This window comes from Lentzea nigeriaca, from assembly GCF_016907955.1.
GTDB classification, from domain to species: Bacteria; Actinomycetota; Actinomycetes; order Mycobacteriales; family Pseudonocardiaceae; genus Lentzea; species Lentzea nigeriaca.
The window spans coordinates 1-22,641 of the sequence record NZ_JAFBCX010000003.1; the positions used below are offsets into that span (position 1 = coordinate 1).

20 protein-coding genes are annotated in these 22,641 nt (G+C 69.6%); 3 read left to right on the forward strand and 17 right to left on the reverse strand.

Annotated features, from left to right (window positions below):
- Nucleotides 1–501: 501 nt before the first annotated feature.
- The 5 genes from JOD27_RS11025 to JOD27_RS11045 all read right to left on the reverse strand — a co-directional run bounded on the left by JOD27_RS11025 (nt 502) and on the right by JOD27_RS11045 (nt 7,717).
- Nucleotides 502–1,500, reverse strand: coding sequence for an NAD-dependent epimerase/dehydratase family protein (locus tag JOD27_RS11025; protein ID WP_204762085.1), 999 nt, complete (start codon nt 1,498–1,500; stop codon nt 502–504).
- Nucleotides 1,501–1,503: 3 nt separating this feature from the next.
- On the reverse strand, nt 1,504–3,927 hold the full coding sequence (locus JOD27_RS46530; protein ID WP_204762086.1) for a GMC oxidoreductase: 2,424 nt from the start codon (nt 3,925–3,927) through the stop codon (nt 1,504–1,506).
- Nucleotides 3,924–5,507: an FAD-binding oxidoreductase gene (locus JOD27_RS11035; protein WP_204762087.1), complete on the reverse strand. Its 1,584-nt coding sequence runs from the start codon at nt 5,505–5,507 to the stop codon at nt 3,924–3,926. The genes JOD27_RS46530 and JOD27_RS11035 overlap by 4 nt, the downstream gene beginning before the upstream one ends.
- A 2-nt stretch (nt 5,508–5,509) precedes the next feature.
- Complete coding sequence (locus JOD27_RS11040) at nt 5,510–6,607, reverse strand: alpha/beta fold hydrolase (protein ID WP_204762088.1); 1,098 nt, start codon at nt 6,605–6,607, stop codon at nt 5,510–5,512.
- Nucleotides 6,608–6,673: 66 nt separating this feature from the next.
- Nucleotides 6,674–7,717: a hypothetical protein gene (locus JOD27_RS11045; protein WP_204762089.1), complete on the reverse strand. Its 1,044-nt coding sequence runs from the start codon at nt 7,715–7,717 to the stop codon at nt 6,674–6,676.
- Between the two features lie 828 nt (nt 7,718–8,545).
- Between JOD27_RS11045 and JOD27_RS11050 the strand changes: the two genes are divergently transcribed.
- Entirely contained in the window at nt 8,546–8,935 is a 390-nt protein-coding gene (locus tag JOD27_RS11050) for a hypothetical protein (RefSeq protein ID WP_204762090.1), read from the forward strand.
- A gap of 365 nt (nt 8,936–9,300) precedes the next feature.
- Nucleotides 9,301–9,909: a hypothetical protein gene (locus JOD27_RS11055; RefSeq protein WP_204762091.1), complete on the forward strand. Its 609-nt coding sequence runs from the start codon at nt 9,301–9,303 to the stop codon at nt 9,907–9,909.
- An 83-nt stretch (nt 9,910–9,992) separates the two neighbouring features.
- Here the strand turns inward: JOD27_RS11055 and JOD27_RS11060 are convergent, their stop codons facing one another.
- Together JOD27_RS11060 and JOD27_RS44755 are read right to left on the reverse strand one after the other, a co-directional pair.
- Nucleotides 9,993–10,703 (reverse strand): thioesterase domain-containing protein, encoded by a 711-nt coding sequence (locus tag JOD27_RS11060; RefSeq protein WP_307830074.1) that lies wholly within the window; start codon nt 10,701–10,703, stop codon nt 9,993–9,995.
- On the reverse strand, nt 10,646–11,167 hold the full coding sequence (locus JOD27_RS44755) for a KR domain-containing protein (protein WP_239566946.1): 522 nt from the start codon (nt 11,165–11,167) through the stop codon (nt 10,646–10,648). Before JOD27_RS44755 ends, JOD27_RS11060 begins: the two co-directional genes overlap by 58 nt.
- Nucleotides 11,168–11,169: 2 nt before the next feature.
- Between JOD27_RS44755 and JOD27_RS11065 the strand changes: the two genes are divergently transcribed.
- A complete protein-coding gene (locus tag JOD27_RS11065; protein ID WP_204762092.1) occupies nt 11,170–11,835 on the forward strand; it encodes a response regulator in 666 nt (221 codons plus the stop codon).
- 201 nt (nt 11,836–12,036) lie between these two features.
- Here JOD27_RS11065 and JOD27_RS11070 read toward each other — a convergent pair whose 3' ends face one another.
- The 10 genes from JOD27_RS11070 to JOD27_RS11115 all read right to left on the reverse strand — a co-directional run bounded on the left by JOD27_RS11070 (nt 12,037) and on the right by JOD27_RS11115 (nt 22,620).
- Nucleotides 12,037–12,990: a Rieske 2Fe-2S domain-containing protein gene (locus JOD27_RS11070; RefSeq protein WP_204762093.1), complete on the reverse strand. Its 954-nt coding sequence runs from the start codon at nt 12,988–12,990 to the stop codon at nt 12,037–12,039.
- A 213-nt stretch (nt 12,991–13,203) separates the two neighbouring features.
- Nucleotides 13,204–14,409, reverse strand: a complete 1,206-nt coding sequence (locus tag JOD27_RS11075; RefSeq protein WP_204762094.1) for a monooxygenase — start codon at nt 14,407–14,409, stop codon at nt 13,204–13,206.
- 231 nt (nt 14,410–14,640) lie between these two features.
- Nucleotides 14,641–16,080 (reverse strand): HAMP domain-containing sensor histidine kinase, encoded by a 1,440-nt coding sequence (locus JOD27_RS11080; RefSeq protein ID WP_307830075.1) that lies wholly within the window; start codon nt 16,078–16,080, stop codon nt 14,641–14,643.
- Nucleotides 16,077–16,760, reverse strand: a complete 684-nt coding sequence (locus tag JOD27_RS11085) for a response regulator transcription factor (protein ID WP_307830076.1) — start codon at nt 16,758–16,760, stop codon at nt 16,077–16,079. Before JOD27_RS11085 ends, JOD27_RS11080 begins: the two co-directional genes overlap by 4 nt.
- Nucleotides 16,761–16,968: 208 nt before the next feature.
- A complete protein-coding gene (locus JOD27_RS11090; RefSeq protein WP_204762096.1) occupies nt 16,969–17,727 on the reverse strand; it encodes a DeoR/GlpR family DNA-binding transcription regulator in 759 nt (252 codons plus the stop codon).
- A 61-nt stretch (nt 17,728–17,788) separates the two neighbouring features.
- A complete protein-coding gene (locus tag JOD27_RS11095) occupies nt 17,789–18,709 on the reverse strand; it encodes a carbohydrate kinase family protein (protein WP_204762097.1) in 921 nt (306 codons plus the stop codon).
- Nucleotides 18,709–19,995: an alpha-galactosidase gene (melA, locus tag JOD27_RS11100; RefSeq protein WP_204762098.1), complete on the reverse strand. Its 1,287-nt coding sequence runs from the start codon at nt 19,993–19,995 to the stop codon at nt 18,709–18,711. The genes JOD27_RS11095 and melA overlap by 1 nt, the downstream gene beginning before the upstream one ends.
- A 3-nt stretch (nt 19,996–19,998) precedes the next feature.
- The gene (locus tag JOD27_RS11105; protein WP_204762099.1) at nt 19,999–20,820 is read right to left on the reverse strand and encodes a class II fructose-bisphosphate aldolase; all 822 of its coding nucleotides are present in this window, start codon (nt 20,818–20,820) and stop codon (nt 19,999–20,001) included.
- A gap of 4 nt (nt 20,821–20,824) precedes the next feature.
- Nucleotides 20,825–21,706, reverse strand: coding sequence for a 1-phosphofructokinase family hexose kinase (locus JOD27_RS11110; protein ID WP_204762100.1), 882 nt, complete (start codon nt 21,704–21,706; stop codon nt 20,825–20,827).
- Complete coding sequence (locus JOD27_RS11115) at nt 21,703–22,620, reverse strand: SIS domain-containing protein (RefSeq protein WP_204762101.1); 918 nt, start codon at nt 22,618–22,620, stop codon at nt 21,703–21,705. Before JOD27_RS11115 ends, JOD27_RS11110 begins: the two co-directional genes overlap by 4 nt.
- Nucleotides 22,621–22,641 lie beyond the last annotated feature (21 nt).

Here is a 22,641-nt window from a genome sequence, read left to right on the forward strand (position 1 = left end):
TCCCTTGTGCGCATCGTCCGCTTCGATGTCACAAGGTTCCGGGCCCCGAGTAGCGCGACCCGGTCGCGCTCGGTTGCGCTACGGTTGCGCCGAATTCCACCGGCAGCATGATCCCCAACGCCGAGCACTGGCGGTTGCCGGTGTGGGCGGCACACGAGCTGCAGCACGCGATCTGACGCTCGGCGCGATCGGCCTACAAGCGTGTTTCGAGCCCGATGCAGGCGGTCGTGCACACCTCGGAGTTGTTCGTGCCTGGGGGAAGGCGGCCACGACCGGCACGTGATCCGAACCGGGCCCACCTTTGCGCTCGACCGGATTCTCGGTGTCCATCGGCCGGACCTCGGCAACGGGTGGACGAGCGCGTCGCTTGCGAAGATGTGGTCGACCAAGTCGACGCCGCCGCCGTCGCGACGGTCGAAGTTGGGGTCACCGAGCGGCCCCCTTCAGCGCGGTCAAGAAATCCTGCTACGGACCCGAACTCGGGGTCGACGGCCTGAAGCCTCAACGACCGGCGCCGGGCTCGGTCACCGGGTCCCCGCGCAGTTCCGCGAGGCCGTTCGCGACGCTGACCCGGCCGGCGTAGCCGAGTTCGGCGCGGGCACGTGCGTCGGAAACCGTGCACGTGCTGAGGACGTCCAGCAGCAGGGTCCGGCTCAGCGGGGGTTCGCCCGGCAGGGGCAGCAGGCGCCACGCCACGTCGCACACGGTCGCCGCGGCACTCGCGACCAGACGGGGCATCGAGCCCGTCGGTGCGGGCACGCCCTGCGTGTCCAGCAGCGCGGTGATGAACGTTCGGAATTCCGCCGGCTCGCCGTCGGTGAGGAAGTAGGCGGTACCCGTCGCGCCGCGCTCGGCAGCGGCCAGCACGCCCTCCACGACGTTGCGGACGTGACAGGTCGATGTCGGATAGCGTCCGCCGTCGACCCAGCGCAGTCGCCCGGACCGGGCCGCGGCGACGAGCGCCGGCAGCACGGTGCGGTCGCCCGCGCCCCACACGAGGCGGGGCCGGACCGCCACCGTCCGGAAGCCGTCGTCGCCCGCGGCGAGCACCAGGCGCTCCGCCTCTGCCTTGGTCTGGGCGTACAGCCCGGGATGGTGACGTGGATATGGCGTGGTCTCGTCCACGTCGATCAGAGGCTGGCGGCCGAGCACCACCTGTTCGGTCGAGAGGTGGACCAGCGTGGGGACCTTCTCGGCACGTGCGGCCGCCAGCACGTTCCCGGTGCCGAGGACGTTGGTCCGATGAAACGCCGTGTGCTCGCGGGGACCGCCGCTCAGCTTTGCGGCCGCGTGCACGACCAGATCGGCGTTGCGGCAACCCAGGCGCAGGGCCGCACGGTCGTCGAGTTCTCCCTCGACGGGCGTCGCGCCGGAGTCTCGGACCGCGTTGACGGCGTTCTCGGAGCGGGCGAGCGCGGCCACGGTGTCGCCTCGCTCGCGCAATGCGCGCAGCACCGCACCTCCCACGAAGCCGGATCCGCCGGTGAGGAAGACGTGCATCGGCTACCCCGTCGCGACTTGCAGGGCGTTGGCCCTGAACTGGGGACCGTAGACACTCCAGAGCTGCCCGAGGAAGAACTGGCCGAACTCGGTCAGCGCCGGGAGTGCCATCGGGCCGTTGGTGCGGAACGTCGTGAGCTGGCGAAGGAAGTCCGCCTCCAGGATGCGCAGCACGCCCGCGCCGACGACCGGCGCGTCGGCTTCGTTCTTCTCGTCGACGTGCCCGGTGAGGACGCGGTAGTAGAGCGTCGAGGTGTCGGGCCAGATCCGCAGCGGCGAGCCGTGGCGGATGTCCTTGAACCCGCTCAACGTGAGTGGATTGCCCACACCGTCGGCGAAGTGCAGCCGATACCGCATCGACCGCGAGTCCGCCGCGGCGCCCGCGGTGAACAGGTTGAACCAGCCCGCCTGGACCGGCAGCCGCCCGCCGAGCACGTCCGACTCCACGTATCCGGTCGCCTCCGCGAGGTGGCTCGGCACGCGGATGAAGGAGTCGACGTCGTCGGTGGCGATCGTGAGGCGGAACATCAACGCCTGGTCCTTGGCCTTGCCCGAGTCGAGGCCGGTGCGGGGGTCGGCCGCGCCGAAGTCGAAGAACCCCTTCATCTCCTCGGTGAACGCCAGCGAGGTCGAACGCCCCGCCTTCGCCGGGGTGCGGATCACGACCGACCTGCGCGCCGGCACGGGCTGGCGGCGTTGTGCCTGCCGACGAGGTGCCGGCCTGCGCCGCTTGGGCTGCCGCAGGATGTGCTCGGCCATGCGATCGGCGTGGGCGGCGATGGTCAGCGACGGATTCGCGCCGACCGGTCCGGGCATGGCGGCGCCGTCGGCCACGAACAGCCCTGGGTGGTTGAAAACCTCGCCGTGGGAGTCGCAGACCCCCTCGCCGTCACCGCGGCCCATCGGCGCACCACCGAGCGGGTGCACGGTGACGACGCGCCGGAAGAACCAGATCGGGTTGTCGAGGAACCCCGCGCCGAGCGAGTCGGACAACTCCCGCATCGTGTCGCGGACCCGGCGGAAGTACTCCTTGCTGGTCCGGGTGCTCCACCGGATGTCGAGCATCCCTTCGCGCAGGCGCATCCGCCCGTCCGGCACGTCGCGTCCCATTCCCAGCAACGGCAACGAACCCGCGGACAGGGCACCGCTGCCGATCAGGCGCGAGACCTCCTTGCTGACGTTGCTCTGCGGCGACCGGCTCAGCACGTTCAACGCCCACCGGGTGACGAACTCGCCGAACCGGAACACGGAGCCGGTCAGGTCGGTCGACTGGAGCAGCCAGTCGGTGAAGCCCGGATATCCGCCGTCCTGGAGGTAGAAGCCACGGCCTGCCCCGTCGGGGGCGTCGTCGACGCGCACCGCGGTCGTGATCACCGGGCCGAAGCTCGCGTCCAGCGGCGCGCTGACCTTGCCCGGTTCCGGCACGACGAAGGTGAGCAGGTCGCCGTTGCCCGAGAACCGGCTGCCCAGGGTCGGGCTCAGACCGGTCAGCGCAGCCCTGTTGCGCAGCAGGAGGAACGTCGTGCCGTAGGCACCGGCGCCGAGCACGAGCCGGTCGCAGGTGATGCGGTGCACCGGCAGGCTGCGCGCCGGAGCGGGAGCACCGTCGCCGTCGAAGTCGTGGCGGACGAACGCCACCGTGTATCCGCCCTCGGGAAGCGGCGCGATTCCTCGTACCTCGCACCCTGTGCGCACGTCCGCGCCGTGGTGAGCGGCAGCCGAGATATACGTGTGGTCGAGGCTGTTCTTCGCCCCGTCGTTGCAACCGATGTCGCACTCCCCCACCAGACGGCACGTCCGGCGCGGCACGCCGTGGATGTTGCCGTAGGCCGGCTCGGCGATCGGTAGCCCCATGCCGGGTTCGGCGCCCTGCGCCGGTGCGAAGCTGACCGCGAGCGGAGGCAACTGCCAGTCCAGCCCGTTCCTTTCCGCGAACTGGATCATCGCGTGAGTCTTGTGGGTGGATCGGTAGGGTGCCGCGTCGATCGGGTAACGCGTGGCACCGAGCATCTTCTCGACGGCGTCGTAGTGCGGGTCGAGATCGGCCCGCGTGACCGGCCAGTGCTCGTAGCCGCCGCCGGGCAGCGGGTCCTCCCGGACGAACCACTTCTCGTCCTTGCGCAGCAACACGTTCGCGTAGATCAGCGAGCCGCCCCCGAGCCCGCTGGACACCACGGAGTCGAAGCCGCCGAAGCGCCACACGTCGAACAACCCGTGCAGGCCGGCACCGGGGTCCCAGAACGCCTTGCCCATCTGGGCGGGCGTGCGCGGGAAACTCCCCGGCGGGTACGGCCTGCCCCGTTCGAGCAGGACCACGGACTGACCCGCTTCGGCCAGCCGGTAGGCGGCGACGGAGCCACCGAAACCGGAACCGACCACGACCGTGTTGACGTGTTCGACGCGCGTTCGCTCCCGCGGCCCGGTCACCCCACCGCCTCCTCGACCTGCTTGCGGCCGCGCGGCGTGCGGGTGTTGACCGCGGCGATCCGCCGTCCGCCCGGCTTGGCGACCTTGGCCTGCCCGTTGCGGCGCCCGGCGGGCATCTCGCGGCCGCCGTAGAGCGCGTTCGGATCGAGTTGGGCGAGCTTGGCCGGGTCGGTGCTGGTCAGCGAGTGCAGATAGCGGAACGCGCCGTGGGCGAGGCAGATCTCGTCCACCTCCGCGACCAGCCGGTCCGTCACGGCGCGCGTCATCTTCTCGGGCCGCACCCCGACGTAGAGCATCAGTTCGCAGAAGCGCCGCGGCTCCTGCTCCTCGCCGGTGAGGCCCCACGCCTCGGGGCCGGTGAGATAGCGCGAGCGGATCGACTTCACGTAGACGGAGATGAACGTGATCGCCCCGCTGCGGCGCCGTTCCTTCACGACGACGTCGTTGAGCGCGTAGAACAGGTTCTCGTACCGCTCGACCGGCCCGAGCACGACGAACATCCGGGTGGGGTCGCCGACCGTCGAGTCGAGGATCTGGTCGGTGAACCGCTCGATGTTCTTGTGGTTGCCGTAGCGCGGGCTCAGGATGATGCAGCCCATGCCGACGTACTTCAGCAGGTTGTCCATCGCCGCCGGAAGCCGGCCTGCGACGGCCCCGATCGCCTGCTGGTAGCCGTAGGCGACGCGGTTCCAGAGCGTCTTCACCGGGTTCTGCGAGGTCGGGTGGTAGGAGGAGAACTGGCCGACGCGCAGGCTGAGCTCGCTGACGTCGCGGAGGCCGGGGACCTCGAAGTCTGCCCACACCCCGCGTTCCATGATCGCGTCACCAGGATCCCGGATCATGCGCGACGAGTAGCGCACGAACTCGTCGAGCGAGGTCGTGATGTGGCGCTCGTTGCGCAGGATCGTGCGGTACTTGTCCACCACCTCGACTGTCAGGGTCAGTTCGGTGATGACACCGTGCCGCCCGGTCCCCCCGAGCACCTTGAGCATCTGGTCGAGGTCCTGCTCCCGTCCGCAACGGTGCACCTCGCCAGTCCAGTCGACGTACTCGAGTGCGAGGACGGTGTCGAGGAAGATGCCGTGGCGGTGCGAGGCGGGGCTGATGCCGCCCACAGAGGCGAAGCCGGCCGCCGTGATGTGGTCGTGGTCGCCGATCACCTTCAGGCCGAAACCGTGTTCGGACAGCACCTGGTCGACCATCGCGAGCCGGGCTCCCGGTTGGACGGTGACCGTGAGCTCGAGCGGGTCGACGTCCAGCACACCGTTCAGCAGATCGGTGAGCAGGACCGTGCCGTGGTCCGGAGTCACCAGGTCGTTGCTCGAATGGGCATGACCGCGCACCACCAGTTGGACGCCCGCGTCACGGCATTCACGCACGGCCGTCACCACGTCCTCGGTCGTGCGCGGCAGGTAGACCTTGAACGGCGGCCGCGGCTCCATGCCGGGGTCGGCGACCAGCGACCAGTCCTGGCCCAGGTTGGCGAGGGAGTCGTGACTGATGCCCTCGTGGCTCGTCGGCACGTACTTCCGGTGGTTGCTCGGCTTCGTGCCCCTGCCGGCACCGTTCCTGCCTGCCATGGTCAGCTCCCCTGCCTCTTGAGGAATTCGAGCATCTCCGGGAACACTTCCCGGCTCACGTCCTTGCCCATGAACACGTCCTGGTGCCCGTAGCCGGGAAACACCCTGAGCTCGTGCCTGCGCGGCGCCACCTCGTTGAGCCGCTGCCAGCAGACGATGTTGGAGTTGGCGAAGACCCGGTTGTCGTCGCCGGTGGTGAGCAGCACCGGCGTCGTGATGTCCGCCGCGCCGGCCAGGTAGTCCTGGGGCAGACGTGCGTGCGCCGGGTTGTTGTCGTCGTATTTCACGGCCCGGCCGGCGTTGACCATCTTCGCCACGTGCCGGTAGTAGTGCAGCCCGGTCGCGCCGTAGAGGTCACCGCCGCGGCGGTGCGTGACGGGCAACAGGTTGTCGTGGCTGTAGAGCGCGGGCCAGCCGGTGCCCCACATGAGGCTCAGCATGTGGCACGCCGGAACGTCGCACTCCTGGTGGACGAGATCGACCACTTTGGACAGCAGCCAACCGCGGGAGAAACGCGGTCCGGACCCGGCCGCGGCATCGAGGTACGGCTGCCCCAGCACCCACTCCACGAGGTTCGGCGCGACGGCGAGCTTGATCCGCGACCAGTTCGGCACCCGTGGCGTCAGCGCGGCGCTGTTGGCGATGACGCTCGCGATGTTGTCGACCACACCGCCGAAAAGGCTCATCATGAACGACACCGAGCCCAGACAATGCGCGATGACGTGAATCCGCCGGTCGTGACCGACGACGCGGCGCAGCTCGTCCAACGCCGCCGGATAGTCGTACAACGCGATGTCGTCCATGGTGTAGCGATGCATCGAGCGGTTGTACGGAAGCCGGTTGCTCATCCGGTAGTCGAGCGTCCAGACGTCCGGAAATCCGTTGCCCAGCAGGTATGAGACGAGGTTCTCGTGCTCGGGCATGATGAACATGTCGGTCGAGGTCGTCAGTCCGTGGATGACGAGGACGACGTCGTCGGACTCGTCACGGTGGAATCTGGTGAGGTTGAGCCCGAGACCGTCGGCTGTCGTGACCGGATGCTCGGTGATCTCGGCGTCCTGGACGCCGGTGAGGGTGAACAACGGAATCTCACGCTGCACGGCTACCACCGCAATCTTGGGAGAGGGTTGTTACGACAACGGGACGGGTTGCCGCGGAGCCGTCGGTCAGCGCCGGCGGCCGAACGGCAGCGTGGTGACGGCGGCATCCACCCCCCTCGTTCCCGAGGCTCCGTTGCCCTCGGCTCGCAACGTGTGCCAGGCGCCTGCCAGGGACTTGGCGATCGGGTCGATGACCCTGTCGTCGTTCCAGTACCAGGGGTGCGACAGCGGACTCCAGGACAACCACCACGGACCCACCGGCAGCGCGCGGTCCTCGGCGACCTGCCGGTCGTACCGCTCGTTCAACTGCTTCAGCGGGGAGCTGATGACGTCGTCGGGGGCGTAGACGTTCACCCACTCGCCCTCGATCCGCGGGTGGTGGTGGACGGCACGCGGGTGCGGGACGATCAACGGCGTGCCGCAGTCGGGCAGTCGGGCCGCCCACAACGCCATCGGGCTGCCGAGCGTGTACAGGAAACTCAGCGTCTCACCGCGCTCGACCGGACTGGAGCCGAGGCTGCTCGCGACCCGGCGGCCCTTCAACTGCCGCGGTTCTCCGTAGCAGCCCGCCTCCACTTCGAGGTCGTAGAAGAAGTTGCTGGCGACCACCGACCCCAGACTGTGCGCGATGACGCACAGCGGAGCGTTCTCACCGGCCTCCGCGGCCAGTTCGGTCAACGTTCGCGCCAGCACGGCGTGCACCCGGTCGTAGAGCTCCCGCTCGGAGGAGTTGATCTGGTACGCGACCGCGTCGCCGACGTAGTGGACCGCGAGCCAGCGCATCGTCGGAAATTGGAAATCGCGCGCCCAGGGCAGGCGCCGTACCAGGCCGCTGAGAACCAGCGCCGCCAGCGCGAGGCCGGAACCGGCGTCCGTCGCCGTCGCCCACCGGCTGAGCATGCGGAAGAACGACGTGGCTCCGCCCCCGCCGAGGCGGTTCAGCAGCTCGTCGTGGCCTGCGTCCAGTTCCTGCGCCCAGAACGCGGGCTTGATGACCAGTGCCTCGTCCGGGTCGGCGCCGGAGTGACGGGCAAAAGCCTTCTTCAGCCTGGCCGTGGCGCCGTCGGCGAAGCGCGGATTGTTGATCTCGACACCGTGAACGAAGATCACAGCCAACTTGGTGGCAGTTTTGCTGCGGCTCACACTGTTCCCATCACCGTTGGCAGGCACGTTCCGCAATAGCGACGCCCAAAGCTATCAGGCGGCGACGGCTGAGACGATCACTCGAATGTGGAAACAATTGTGACTCTGCGGCCATCCGGAATGCCTGCCGCCCAGATCGTGCGAATCGCTTTCGTGTAGCGGGGACCCGCGAAACACACACAGAGTTGACTTCGCACCAGGTCGGGTGAACCAGGACTGCTGCGGCGAGCTGAATGATCGTGCTGGTCAGGCTCCTTGCAACACACGCCGCCACGAGCTGACCGGTCAACCGCAGAGCCGGGCCGCACCTCGATACGCGCCGATCGGCCCTCGGCGGCCTGATCAACGAGTACGAACCCGTAGCAGGCCAACCGCAGGTCAGAACGTTTGGCGGACTGCTGGCACCCCACAGCGTCTCATGCCACCAGGCGGATGAGTTCTGACAGGCGCGGTCCTGCTCCGTGCGGCGGCGATTGGCAACTGACTTGCTACCGCGTCGCAACTGCAGTTGGAACCGTCAAATGGCGTACTCGGAATGCATGCGATGGCTTGCACGGGGTCCGCTGCGGCGACCGACTGCGACATCGTGCAGTAACGCCTACCTGTCAGCAATCCCTCGGAGATGGAGAGCGCGCGATGAGTAATTTCTCGGAGATCTTGGGACGGCAGGCGAGGAGGCATGTCGGCTACTCCGATTCCGCGGGACACCTCTCGGGCGCACCCTCCCTGACAGCGCAACGATCCCGCATCTGGCATCCAAACCTGATAACAGCTAAAGGTGCGGTACTGGTCACAGTGTCTCCACTGCTGTCCTGGGTGTATATCAAGGCTCCATTCATCGGCAGCCTCAGCTTCAGCCTATTGGACCTCATGGGCGTCGGCGGCAAGGTTGTTACTGCCGTGGTAATGGCGATTTTCATTGCCGGCGGGATCTCGGCGATCCTCGCCGCAGTGGTTCGAGACCACCCAGTCGGCAGGATCTTTCCCGCCTCGGCAGGGCTGACGGCCGCCGGATATGCAGCGTTTCTCCTCATCTATGGCCCGAGTGCACTGCACAGCGCCAACACGTATTCAAAAATGGCTAAATACGTATCCGCTCACGTGGGCCCAGGACTCTGGATGTTCGCTGGTGGCGGCATTCTCATGGTCATCGGCGCCTTCCTTCCCCGACGCCGGAGGACTTGATCCACCGGTGCTTTGTTCAGCTCTCAGCGCAGCAGAGATCTTGCTCGCCGAGGGTGACCTCTCACGTTGCGCCTGGAGCAGTCCGCACGTAATGGGCTCGCCCCAGAGGAGCGACCGTTGCTGCCACGTCGATTCGAGCACGCGACGGGCCGTGCGCCAGCCCGCCGTCGGTACAGCGGCCAGGGTTTGCCGGCCAACCGGATGCCGTCTGCCCCGCGGCGCCATGACCTGCCGCGGATGAGGGCCCAGGTCCACTGTGGATGCCCGATGATCGGCGAGCGGTGGGCTCCAGAGGATCGTAGTGTCGGTGGCTGCGCAGGCCCGGCCACCGGCGGCCGGGGTGCGGCGGGATCGGGAGGTTCACCATGTTTGTGCAGGTAGTGCAGGGCAAGGTGTCCGACGCCGAGCGATTGCACGCCCAGTTGGACAAGTGGATGCAGGACCTGGCCCCCACGGCGACGGGGTGGCTGGGCTCGACCTGTGGCGTGACCGACGACGGCACCTGCGTGTGCTTTGTCCGGTTCGACACGGCTGAGCACGCCCGGCAGAACAGCGACCGGGCGGAGCAGAGTGCCTGGTGGGCGGAGACGTCCAGGCTGTTCCCGCAAGGCGCGGAGTTCCTCGACAGCGAGCAGGTCACCGAGGACACGCCGGGCGACCCGGCGAAGGCCCAGTTCGTGCAGATCATCGAAGGGCGCGCGACCGACGCGGCCAGGGGTCTGGAGCTGTCCATGGAGAACTCGGACAAGTGGGCCGAGTTCCGGCCGGACATCCTCGGCAGCATCGGCGCCAACTTCGCCGATGGCCGGTACGCCATGGAGATGTTCTTCACCAACGAGGCCGACGCGCGCAAGGGCGAGCAGAAGGAGCCGCCCCCGGAGCTCAAGGCCCAGATGGACGAGCTGCAGGCCATGACGGCGGAACCTCCGAAGTTCTTCGACCTCAAGAACCCCTGGATGTACTCACCACGCTGAACCCGTCTGGGGTGAGGCACCATCTCCAGCGAGGACACACGATCTCGCCTGTGCGATCGACAGCTGCCGCCAGACGGCCCGGCTCACGACGAGCACGCCCGAGCAGCGTTACTCAACTCCGAATCCGCCACCTCGACATGGACTGATCGACCCACACCCGGATCGCCTCGGCGGTGGTGTCTGCATGGTTCGGTGAGCACCGTGTCGTCGTGACCCGGCACGTCGACCGAGGAATGCCGTAACGGCCGGCGCGGCTTCCAGTCGCGCGCCGGGTCGGCCGCTGCCATCTCCGGTGTCGGGCCGCCGCGCACCAGCAAGGTCGGCACCGGAGAGGCCTCGGACCGCCGGCCGTCGAAGATCCGGCGGTAACCACCACCCGCGAGCGCCACCGGGTCCGCGGCGGGATCGTCGTGGAGCTCGCTGGCACGACGTGTTTCAGCGGCCGGCACCGCGAGCGCGCGGGCGTCGTCACGGCTCACCACACCGTGGTCGGGCTCCAGCAGCACCACACCTGCCGGAGCCCCACCGGTCGCGGCCAGGTGGGCTGCCAGAGCGTGTGCCACCAGGCCGCCGGCGCGATGTCCGATGAGGACGGTCGGCCGGTCCTCGGCCACCGCGCGCACCGAGTCGGCCAAGGTGCGGACGAGTGTTTGCACGTCCTCCGGAATGCCTCGGTCGGCGCCGAAACCGGGAGAACCCAACAGGAAGAGGTCGTACTCGCCCTCGAACCGCTTGCTCAGCTGGACAGGTACCGGGTCGCCGTCCGCGAGGTTGCTGGGCAGGTAGCGCAACACCGGCTCGGCGTCCCCCGCCGAAGGACGGGCACGAGCACGGGTTCGGCGGTGCGCATCGCCCGGTCCAACGCGGCCATGCCGGCGGCGGCGCTGAGCGGGAGCACACCGTCGTGCTGCCGCGGCGTGCTCCCGCCCATGCCACCGTCCGACTCCCACAGGCCCCAGGCGAGGGACTGGGCGGGCAGTCCGCGTGCGGTCCGGTGCCTGGCCAGCGCGTCGAAGGCGTTCAGCCCGGCCGCCGACATCGCCTCCTCGACGTGGACCTCTGCCGCTCCGCTCTGCTGGTCGAGATCGAGGGATCGTCTTTCCAGGAGTGGCCGGATGAGATCACGCGCGGCGGGTGGCCGGCCTGAGCGCTGTTCTAACAGTCGTCTCAGGTTCGCTCGATAAGAAGTAGGCATCGCCGGGCGACGCGGGTATTCGGCCTCGCCGGCATGACCGAACGCGCCCTGAAAGGCAGCCATTCATGATCTCTGTGCTCGTGGTGGACGCCCAGCCGCTGCAGCGCTTCGGGTTTCGCATGCTGCTCGAGAGCACCCCCGACACCACGATCGTCGGCGAGGCAGAGAACGGCGCCGAAGCCGTTCGGTGGACCAGCAAGCTGCATCCCGACGTGGTGCTGATGGACATCCCCATGCCGGGCGTCGACGGGATCGAGGCCACCCGGCGCATCGTTGCCGCCGGTGGGCGTTCACGAATCCTGGCGCTGACGACGCTCGACGTCGACCGGTACGCGCTCGCCGCGCTGCGGGCCGGGGCAAGCGGTTTCCTGCTGAAGGACATCCGCCCGGAGGAGCTGCTCGCCGGCATCCGGGCCGTCGCCGCCGGGGACGCGGTGATCGCGCCGGCGCTGACTCGGCGGCTGCTCGACGCGTTCGCCGACCAGCTCGGCGATGACCTCTGCGGGGTCGTGCGCAAGGATCCCCGGCTGGACTCCCTGACCGGCCGCGAGCGCGAGATCCTCGTCGCCATCGGCCAAGGCCTCACCAACAGCGAGATCGCGCAACGGTTCACGCTGGCGGAGTCGACGGTGAAGACCCACGTCGGGCGGGTCCTCGCCAAGATCGGCGCACGGAACCGGATCCAGGCCGTCATCCTCGCCTACGACCTGAGACTCACGCGACCGATCTAGCGCTTCATCTCGCCCGTCCGTCGTCGGCGCGACGCCGACGAACGGGTGGTCGCACAGCGGGCCGATTCGTCGACGGCGCAAGGTAGTTCGATCGGAGCCTGCACCACCGGTGTTGCCAGCGGTTCGGTGGCGGCCGAGGTCGTCGCTGCCGAACCTGCCCGATGCAGCCACTCGATCCTTTGTGGACACGATTGGGCCCGGTCATGCGGTGGTGACCTGCCCGTCGACGACTCGCACTGGCACCTTGGTCAGGGGTTTTGTGGCCGGCCCTCCGGTGACTTGGCCGTTGCCGTCGAAAGCGGAGCCGTGGCACGGGCAGCGGAAGCCGGAGCCGGCGGGCGTGATGGGGCAGCCCTGGTGTGTGCAGGTGGCGAGGAATGCCATGAAGGTGTCGGCCGAGGGGCGCAACAGGTATGCGACGGAGCCGTTCGGTGTGGTGAAGCTTGTCGACGAACCGACGGCGACGGCAGAGACCGCAGCGATCACGGTCTGGGAGTTCGTTTCTGGGTCTGTCTGCCGGCTTGGTTTCGGGTTGGTGGTGCGACGGGTGAGGGCGATGACGCCGCCGCCGAGGGCAGCGGCCGTCGCGGTGATCAGGCCGCCCCAGAGCAGAATGCGCCGTTCGACGTCGTCTGGGGTGGAGTTCGGCTGGCGGCGACGTATCGCGGCACGCAGGCGGGCCGTCGCGGAGAACAGGCCTGCGTCGCCGGCAACCAGCAACGGGGTCCAGGCGGCTGCGAAGACGATGTCGGCGCCGAAGTAGTACGGGCGGGTCGTCCAGCTCACGGTGAGGAAGAAGCTCAGCGCAAGGAGAAACCCTCCGAGTGCGGCAATGCGGGTGAACAGCCCGAGCAGAGTACCCAGCCCGACAGCGACTTCGCCGACGGCGACAACCAGGCCGGTGACGGTCGGGTGCTCGGCCGCGAACGACACCATCGGGCCTATCGGGGAGGTTGTCGCGGCCTGCAGCATCTGAGCGTGGACGCCGAGGGGTGAGGTGTGGTCCAGGTAGTGGGCGTCGAGGATTTTGGAGAGGCCCGCGTAGAGGAACGTGCCGCCGAGGAAGACGCGTAGCGGCAGGAGTACCCAGATCGGTGTCCGTAGTGGCGCATCGGCCCGCGGCGTTGTCTCGCCGAGGGAAGGCGTGGAGGACAAGAGAAGTCGCCTTTCATGTCGCAATGGCGATGAGAATCCCGGTGCACGTTTCGATCGACCGCTCCGCTGCCGGGTCCGGCTGCGGCCGCCCACGTCACCGCCCGTCCGACAGCCACGACGCCGCACGGGTGTGAGTTCACTGCGGACGTGTGTGAACTCAGAGCTGTTTCCGGCTTGTTGACCCCAGTGAGCTCACACACGTCCGACGCTTCGTCAGGACTTGCGGGGAGAGACCGTCATGATGCCCGTGCACATCTCGTCGCTGGTGCCGTCGCCCCACACCACGTAACGCGGCGGCAGCTTGCTCAGCTGCGGCAGCCGTTTGCGCAGCCCGGCGTCGTGCGTGCACGTCACCCGCAGCGTGTCCCCCGGACCGATCTCCACCGGCGACGGCAGCTTCACCAGCCGCTGGTTGTCGAAGTCGAACTGCGGCATGTCCAGCACGACCTTGGCGTTCGGCGTGCCTGGGTTGAGTTCGACCTTGATGGCCCGCCCGAGCAGGTGCATGTGGCCGAAACCAGCGAACAGCGTCATCGGCGCCGGCACCTCGTGGTCGCAGGTCTGGACGTCACCGGGCTTCGGCCCACTCTGGCCGCACTCCTGCACCTGCCGGTCCGCGGTGCCGCCGACGTCCTCACCGAACCGCTTCGTCACGTCCGCGATCGAGGCCGCCCGGTCACAGAGCGGACCCGACTCGTCGGCGGCGCAGGGCAGGTCAGTCGGCGCGTCGAGCGGCAACGTCTCGAACTCCCGGGTCTGCGGCGTGCCGTCCGTCAGCCGCAGCCGCACCGCCGAGCGGTCCGACCCGGCCGGCTTGCCGTCGGTCGCGAGCAGGTTGTAGTGCATCTGCAGGACGATCAGGCTGCCCGGCTCCAGCTTGAAGCCGGCGTCCTCGGTGAACAGCGTCTCCGTGGCACCCGGCGCCCAGGTGTCCACCCACGCCGCTTCCCCCTTTTCCACTTCGGCGCCGTCCACGCCGGTCCCGCCGAAACACTGCCAGCCGAGTCCGGGGGTCTTCGCGTCCTGCTCGCGCACCGCGGCAGCGCCGCCGGGCGGCACCGCGTACACGATGGCGTGGTGCGCGAGGGCGACGTTCTCCGGCGTGACCTGCGTCCCGGTCAGGAACACCGTCCTGGTCAGGCCCGGATCGATCACCTGGCACCGGTACTCGTCCGTGCCACCGCCCTCCGGCGGCTTGGGCGTGTAGGCCTCGGCCATCTTCAGGTCGACGAACCGCTCGCCGGCGCGCAGCGGCTGCGGTGGAGCCGCTGACTCGCCCGCGTGCGCGCCGTGCAAGCCGGTCGGGACGGGCGCCGCACCGTTGCCGGCGTTCGACCCGCAGGCGACGGCAGCGAACGCCGTCGCCAGCGCCACGGCGGCCGCCCCGAACCTCCACAGTGGACTACCAGGTTTTGTCATAACCTGAACGCTAGGCCCGATTCCGTCCCGTTTCGTCGTACTGCGGTCGTCATTCCCGGTAGGGGGTGGTACCACGGTACTTCTCTCCGGAGCGCCGTTCGGCACGCGCACGAGAATCAAGGCCCGTCACAACTTGGGACGAGACGGATGTCCACAGTGGACCATCCAGCCGGAGCCCGCGCTGCAACGCTGAGCGCGGCGGCACGGACGAGATCCGGGACGCGGGGCGGGTCAGCGCACCGCGGTGTCCTCGCCGGCGGTGAGCCTCGCGATCGGGGCGGCCGGAAGATCGACCCGAAGCAGCGCGCCACCGCGTGGAGAGCGGGCGACGGTGGCCCGGCCGCCGTGGGCATCGACGACCCGCTGCACGATCGACAGCCCCAGACCGGATCCCGGCAACGCCCTGGCGCTGTCCGCGCGGTAGAACCGGTCGAACACCCGCGGTACGTCGGCGGCGTCGATACCCGGCCCGGCGTCGTCGACCTCGAGCACCGCCGACGCGCCCTGGGCACGGAGCCGGACCCGGACCGGCTGGTCCGCGGGGGACCATTTGCCGGCGTTGTCGATGAGGTTGAGCACCGCCCGTTGGAGCGCAGCGGGACGTCCGCTCACCCACACGGAGGTCACGTCGAGCGCGACCTCGATGTCGGGCACGCGGGAACGCGCCTGGGTCACGGCGGCCACCACCACATCGGCGAGGTCGAGCAGTTCGGTGCTCTCGTCGCTGACGTCACCTCGCGCCAGATCGGTCAGCTCGGCGGCAAGGGTGCTCAACTCGGCCACCTGGGCGCCGAGATCGTTGAGCAGCCGGGTTCGGCTCTCCGCCGGCAGTGCGCTGTCCAACGTGCCGCGCCGATCGAGCCGGATCAGCAGCTCGATGTTGAGGCGCAGGCTGGTGAGCGGGGTCTTGAGCTCGTGGGCGGCGTCCTCGGCGAGCAGCCGCTGGGCCCGCCGGGAGTCCCGGAGCGCGGCGAGCATGTCGTTGATCGACTGGATCAGCCGCCGGATCTCCCCACCGCCCTCATCGGGGATGTCGGCGTCGAGATCCCGGGTGCGCGCGACACGGACCGCGGCGGCGGTCAGCCGGTCGATCGGTGCCAGCCCGGTCCGCGCCACGGCTCGCCCGACAAGGGCGCCGCTGGCCACGCAGAGCAGCCCGATCAGCAGCATGCCCAACCCGAACCGGTTGATCGGGCTGTCGTCGGCGACGCGGACCACCTGGACCGCGCCGCCGCCCGCCCGCAGCGTGTAGACGAGGTAGCCGTCCTCGTCGGTGTCGCCCGCCTCCATCAGGTCGGCCGACGCGCCCTGCGCCACGCGCCCGGCGTGCTCGCTGACCGGGGGCAGCGCGGGCTGGCCGGCCGGCGTCCGGATCGAGCCGTCGGGCAGGATGACCCGCACCAGCTGACCGGATCCGGGATACGGCGGTAGCTGGACCTGCGCCAGACCGGCGCGCTCCGCGTTCGCCGCCAGGACGCGGGAGTCGGCGCGTAACTGATCCTCCGCGGTGTCCCGCAGCTCCCAGGCCAGTAGCTCGCTGGCGATCTGGAAGGCCACGAACACGCTGACCGCGATGGCCGTCGCCGCGATCACCGTCAGCCTGGTCCGCAGGGACCGCCGGCGCCACCACCGGGTCAGCCGGCGCGAGCCCCCGTCGGCGGGCCTGCTCACGGAGGAGTCTCCCGCAACGTGTACCCCAAGCCGCGCAGCGTGAAGATCAATCGCGGCTCACCCTCGGCCTCCATCTTGCGGCGCAGGTAGCTCACGTACACCTGGAGGTTGTTGGAGGTGACGCTCATGTCGAAGCCCCAGATCGCCTCGAACAGCTCGCCTCGGGTCAACACCTGGGTCGCGTTGCGCACGAGGACCTCCAACAGGAAGAACTCGGTCCGGGTCAGGCCGAGCGGCCGCTCGCCACGCCACGCCTCGAACCTGTCGGGATCGACGCGGACGTCGGCGAACGTCAGGATCTGCGACTCGTCGTCACCCGGCGCTCGGCGGCGCAGCAGAGCGCGGACCCTGGCCAGGAGCTCCTCGATGGCGAACGGCTTGGGCAGATAGTCGTCGGCGCCCGCGTCCAGCCCCGCGACCCGGTCGGACACCTGATCCCGGGCGGTCAGCATCAACACCGGCAGATCCCGGCCCGCCGCCCGCAACCGCCGGCAGGTCTCCACCCCGCCGAGGCGAGGCATCATCACGTCGAGGATCAGCAGATCCGGCGCGTCGGCACCGACCCCGTCGAGCACGGCGAGACCGTTGGCGACGGTGCTGGTGTCGTAACCCTCGACCTGGAGCACCCGCTCCAGGGACTCACGGATGGCCGCCTCGTCATCCGCGATCATGATCCGCACGCCGGCCCGCCCCCTCCCAGTCGATGCTCTTGCCGCTCATCGTCCCCGATCAACCTGAGGCCAGGATTAAAGCGCCGCCGCTGTGGTGCCAGAGGGCCGTGCTCTTACGCATGCCCAAGTGGTCCGCGCGGCCGCGACGTGGAGCCGAGGCTGTCCTCGATCGTGGGCAGGGGCCGCGATATCGCGACGAAGAACGCGGTTCTCGCGGTCAGGCGACGACGACCTCGACGCCCGCCGCCCGCAGCCGGTCCAGCTCGTCGGAAGGGGCCGACGAGTCGGTGATCACCATGTGCACCTCGCTGATCGCGGCGATGCGGGAGAAGGCGCGTTTGCCCACTTTGGAGCCATCCGCGAGCACGACCACGCGGTGGGCCGTGCGCAGCAGGCAGTTGTCGGTCTGGGCTTCCACCTCGTCGTGCGTGGTGATGCCGCCACGGGCGTCGATGCCGTCCACACCCAGGAACACGAGGTCCAGGCTGATGCCGGCCAGTGCGCGGTCGGCGATCGGGCCGACCAGCTCGTAGCTTTCCGGGCGGACACCGCCGCCGGTGACCACCAGGTCGACGGTCGGGCGGGAACAGAGGTCCGAGGCGATGTTGAGGGCGTTCGTCACGACCTTCAACGACCTCGTGGTCGCCAGCAGGCGGGCCAGTTCGGTGGTCGTCGTGCCGCCGTTGAAGCCGACCGAGTGGACGGACTCGGTCAACAGCTGGGCGGCGGCCTCGGCGATCTGGCGTTTCTCCTCGCGGCGGCCAACGCGGTAGCGCAGCGGCAGTTCGTAGATGACCTCGACCGCCACCGCGCCGCCGTGGGTCCGTTTGAGCAGCTTTTGCTCCTCCAGCGCCTGAAGGTCGCGGCGGATCGAGGCGACCGACGTGCCGAGGTCGTCCGCGAGGCCGGTCACCGTGACCGAGCCCGTGTCCGCGAGCTTGCCCAGAATCGCAGCAAGTCGTTGCTCTTGACGCATCCGATCAGTATAACGCACGAAGGGTGCTCGCTTTGGGATATTTTGGCCGTCAAACGCGCAACTAGTTGCGCGTTATCTCTACACGCTCGGCGAGTGCCGCCGCCTCGGCCAGGGTCGGCTGCGTGGCCACTCCGCCGGCTCCGCGCGTGGACAGCGCACCCGCGGCGGCACCGAGCGCCAGGGCGGCGGCGAGGTCCCCGCTCTCCAGCCACCCCGCGAGGAACCCCGCGTCGAACGAGTCACCAGCGCCGACGGTGTCCACGGGTGCCAGCACGGGCGGGCGAGCGGTGATCCGTTCCCCGCCCGACAACGTCACGCAGCCGTCCTTGCCCGTCTTGACGACCGGAACGCAGCCCGCGGCCGCGAGCACGGGCAACGGGTCGGCGGTGCCGGTCAGTGCCATCGCCTCGTCCTGGTTGGGCAGCAGGAACGTGCACCGCGACACCAGGGCCAGCGGCAGGTTCCAGGCACCGGACGGGTCGTCGTTGGTGTCGAGCGAAGTGCTGACACCGTCACCGCGCGCCGACCGGAACAACTCGGGCAGGCCGGCGGCGAGGCGGGGCTGCAGGAAGTACGAGGCCGCGTGCAGGTGCCGTGCCGCGACGTCGGGAACGTGCTCGGGACCGAACGCGGCCAGGCAACCCTGCGCCGTCAGGATCGCGCGGTCCCCGTCGTCCCGGTTGAGGCAGACGGTCAACGCCGTCGGCAGCGACTCGTGCCGGACGCACGCGCTGATGTCCACACCCGCGGATTTCAGTTCGTCCAGCACGAAGTCGCCGGCGGCGTCCCTGCCGACCATCGCCGCGAAACCGACCGCAAGGCCCAGCCGCGCTGCACCGTGCGCGACGATCGCCGCCGAGCCGCCGAGCGCGAGAATTCCCTGCTCCACCAGCGTTTCCGCCTGCCCGTAGGCGGGAGTGCCGGGGGCGCCGAAGAGGAGCACGTCCGGGTTCGCGTCGCCGATCACGAGAAGGTCCAGCATCAGGCACTCCGCAGCGCGACGGGCAGGAGGTCGCCGTGCGCGGCCCTCATCGCCGCGACGAGGTCGTCGATCTGGTCGACCCGCAACGTCGCCGCGGTGGCCGGATCACACAGGGCCGCGTGCCGGATGTGGTCCGGGTCGCCCTCGACCGCGGCCGCCACGGTCAGGTCGACCACGTTGAGGAAGCCGCGGTTCAGCGCGGCGAGCTGACGCGGCAACGCACCCACGCGGTGCGGGTGCACGCCGAGCCGGTCGAGCGTCGCGGGCACCTCGACGGCGGCGCCCTCGGGCAGGTTGGAGATCAGGCCGTGGTTCGCGACGTTGACCTGGATCGTGCGCTTACGGCCGGTCACCAGGCTGTGGATCACCTGCGGGGCGTACTCGACGGCGTCCTCGGTCAGCGGCGGCGGCGCGTCTCCGGCGGCCAGGGCGTCACGGGTCTTCTCGTACGTGGCGATGTTCTCCGCGCTGATCGTCGTGTAGTCACGGACCGGGATGCGCAGTCGCTCCACTTCGGACTGATGCCGTAGGTACCACGGCACGTACTCGGACGAGTGCTCGCTCGTCTCCGTCGGATAGCGGCCGAACCTGCGGTACAGGTCCACCCGCACCCGCCGGGCCAGTTCCTGGTCGGCGGCGATCGCGGCGTCGAGCGCCGGGTACAGGTCGCGGCCCTCGTGCTGCCAGCGCAGGATCCAGGCCTGGTGGTTCACCCCCGCCGACAGGAAGTCCACCTCGTCGTGCGGAACCCCGACCAGCGCGCTGAGGTCGTGGATCGTCCAGTACACCGAGTGACACAGGCCGACCGCCTTCAGCCGCGGCGCGATGGTCGCCAGGTACTGTATGTTCATGGCCATCGGGTTGGTGTAGTTGAGCAACCAGGCGTCCGGGCACACGGCGAGCATGTCGGCCGCGAGCTGTTCCAGGAACGGGAACGTGCGCAGGCCGCGGAAGATGCCGCCGATGCCGAGCGTGTCGCCGATGGTCTGGCGCAGCCCGAACGACTCGGGCACGTCGAAGTCCGTCAGCGTCGCCGTGTGCCCGCCGATCGCCACCATGTTGACGACGACGTCCGCGTCCTCCAGCGCTTCACAGCGCGACAGCGACGTGCGCACCCTCTTGGCACCGGCCAGCCCGGCGAGCGCGGCCGCGACCTCCAGCCGTTCGGCATCGATGTCGTGCAACGAGATCTTGCAGTCGGCGAGTTCCGGGAACGAAAGGACGTCGCGGAGCAGCTGACGGGTGAACTCGACGGAACCCGCGCCCACGAACGCGATGGTGAACATTGATCAGCCTTCCAGAACCCGGATGAGCCGAGCGACCTCGGCGGACATGGCCTCACGACCGGCGCCGAGGTAGCGCCGGGGATCGACGAGCGTCGGGTCGTCGTCGAGCACGGTCCGCACACCCGCCGTGAAGTGCTTGTTGAGCTGCGTGGCGATGTTGATCTTCCACATGCCGGCCCGCACGGCGGACGCGAGGTGCTCGTCGGCGACACCGGACGAACCGTGCAGCACCAACGGCACCGGCACCTTCTTGTGCAGCAACGAGATCAGCTCGAAGTCGAGCTCGGCGTCGCGGGTCAGCATCGCGTGCGACGAGCCCACCGCGACGGCGAGGAAGTCCACTCCTGTCGCGGCGACGTAGGCCGCCGCGTCGTCCGGGTCGGTGCGCGCACCCGGTGCGTGCACGCCGTCCTTGCCGCCGATCTCGCCGAGCTCCGCCTCGACACCGACACCGGCTTCGTGGCAGCGACGCACGACCTCGGCAGTGCGCGCGATGTTCTCACCGTGCGGCAGCGCGGAGGCGTCGAACATCACCGACCCGAACCCGATCCGAACGGCCTCCTGCACGAGACCCTCGGACGTGGCGTGGTCGAGATGCACCGCGATCGGCGTGCGAGCCGTGGCGGCGACGGACAGCACGGCGACGCCGATCGGCCGCAGCGAGCCGTGGTAGAGCACCGCGTTCTCGCTGATCTGCAGCACCACGGGGGCGCCTGTTTCCTCGGCCGCGGCGGCGATCGCCTCGGCGTGCTCGACCTGGATCACGTTGAACGCGGGCACCTGCGCGGGCCCGTCGATCAGCTCGCGAAGCTGGACCAATGGCATTGTTCTAGTCCCCGGAAAGTCGTCTGGGCGCGACGGACGCCCTGTGCTCGTCGTAGAAAGCGCGGTCGAAGTCGCCCGCGAGCGGCGCACGCACCGCGGCCGCCGACAGCGCCACCGCCTCGGCGAGCCGCCGCGGCCACGGCAGGTGCCACGCCGCGACCAGGGCGGCCACCGCGGCGTCACCGGCACCGGTCGGATTGCCCGAGAGCACCTCCGGTGGAGCCGCCGTCCACACGCCGTCCGACGTGTACGCGGTCATGCCACGCGCGCCGTCCGAGACGAGCGCGGCCTCGGCGCCGAGCGCCAGCGGATCGTCCACAGTGGACGCCGCGGCCAGCTCGGCCCGGTTCGGGGTGATCACGGCAGGCGCGGCCGCCGCTCCCCTGGCCAGCGCAGGTCCGTCCGCGTCCAGCACGACCGGTGCCGCGGAGGCACGGACCAGCGTCGCGTAGGCGTCCACCGGGAGTCCCCGCGGCAGAGATCCCGACAGCACGACGACATCAGCGTCCAGTGCGGCGAAGTGGCGGAGAAAGTCGTTCCACTCCTCTGGAGTGACGACAGGGCCCGGTTCGGCGAACAGCGTCGCCTCACCCGACCCGGACACCACGGTGACAGTGCGCCGGGTCTCCCCCTCGATCGCGAACATCGCCTGAGGCACACCGGATCGCGTCAGGTCGTCACACAGCGCGGCCCCTGCCGCGCCTCCCGCCAGTCCCGTCGCGAGCACCGGCACGCCGAGCTCGCGCAGCACCCGCGCCACGTTCACGCCCTTGCCACCCGCGCGCACCGCGACGTCGGTGACCCGATGAGTGGATCCCGGCTGCACCGCGCCGACGCGGTAGGTGACGTCGAGCGCCGCGTTGAGGGTGACGGTCAGGACCTTCACGGCGTGCCGTCGAGGATGACCGACCTGGTGAGGTTGCGCGGCGTGTCGGGGTCGAGTCCCCGCAGCTGCGCCACCTCGACGGCGAGCCGGTGCACCGCCACGAGCTCGGCGAGCGGGTCCCTGTCCCGTGCGACCCACCGGCCTCCGACGGCGGCGACGTCGAGGTCCAGGCCCACGGGCGGGGTGCCGAACACCCAGACCAGCGAGCCCTCGTCGGTGATCGCGATCGGGCCGTGCCGGTACTCGGCGGCCGGGTACGACTCGGCCCAGCTCAGCGACGCCTCGCGCATCTTCAGCGCGGCCTCGGCGGCGAGACCGGTGGTCCAGGCCGTGCCGCCGAGGAACGTGAACTGCTCGCTCCTCGCGAGATCGGCCGCCAACGGCTCGAACAGCGCCTGTTCCGCGTCGAGGACCACGCGCTCCAAAGACTCGCCGAGGTGGGCGCGCAGTAGCACGAGCGCGGTCGTGGCGAACCGCGTCTGCACGACCGAGCGCTCGTCCGCGAACTCCAGCGGGACGACCTGGTCTGCCAGCTCGGTCACGGGCGTGCCGGGCGCGCCGATCACGGCCGTCGTGGGCACGTTCGACCGCAGCTTGCGCAGGACGTCGATCACCTCGGTGGTCGTGCCCGACCTCGACAGCGCTACCACGCGGTCGTACTTGCGGCCGAACGGGAACTCCGACGCGGCGAAGGCGTCCGTCTCCCCCAGGCCCGCGTCCTCACGCAGCCGGGCGTAGGCCTGAGCCATGAACCACGACGTGCCGCAGCCGATCACGGCGACGCGTTCACCGGCCGCGGGCAGGGCCGCGACGACCTCCGGCTCTTCTGCCAGCGTGATCGCCCGGCGCCAGCAGTCTGGTTGTGAGGCGATCTCGGCGGTGGTGTGCAGCTGCGCGGCGGAACTGGTGTGCATGGCGTATTCCTTTGGTTGTTC

Bases quoted from the DNA above. Each gene is read 5' to 3' on its own strand.
- JOD27_RS11090 (WP_204762096.1), bottom strand. From the start codon at position 17,727: ATGCGTCAAGAGCAACGACTTGCTGCGATTCTGGGCAAGCTCGCGGAC.
- JOD27_RS11095 (WP_204762097.1), bottom strand. From the start codon at position 18,709: ATGCTGGACCTTCTCGTGATCGGCGACGCGAACCCGGACGTGCTCCTC.
- JOD27_RS11055 (WP_204762091.1), top strand. From the start codon at position 9,301: ATGTTTGTGCAGGTAGTGCAGGGCAAGGTGTCCGACGCCGAGCGATTG.
- JOD27_RS11075 (WP_204762094.1), bottom strand. From the start codon at position 14,409: ATGACAAAACCTGGTAGTCCACTGTGGAGGTTCGGGGCGGCCGCCGTG.
- JOD27_RS11065 (WP_204762092.1), top strand. From the start codon at position 11,170: ATGATCTCTGTGCTCGTGGTGGACGCCCAGCCGCTGCAGCGCTTCGGG.
- JOD27_RS11105 (WP_204762099.1), bottom strand. From the start codon at position 20,820: ATGCCATTGGTCCAGCTTCGCGAGCTGATCGACGGGCCCGCGCAGGTG.
- melA (WP_204762098.1), bottom strand. From the start codon at position 19,995: ATGTTCACCATCGCGTTCGTGGGCGCGGGTTCCGTCGAGTTCACCCGT.
- JOD27_RS11025 (WP_204762085.1), bottom strand. From the start codon at position 1,500: ATGCACGTCTTCCTCACCGGCGGATCCGGCTTCGTGGGAGGTGCGGTG.
- JOD27_RS11035 (WP_204762087.1), bottom strand. From the start codon at position 5,507: ATGGCAGGCAGGAACGGTGCCGGCAGGGGCACGAAGCCGAGCAACCAC.
- JOD27_RS11115 (WP_204762101.1), bottom strand. From the start codon at position 22,620: ATGCACACCAGTTCCGCCGCGCAGCTGCACACCACCGCCGAGATCGCC.
- JOD27_RS44755 (WP_239566946.1), bottom strand. From the start codon at position 11,167: ATGGCTGCCTTTCAGGGCGCGTTCGGTCATGCCGGCGAGGCCGAATAC.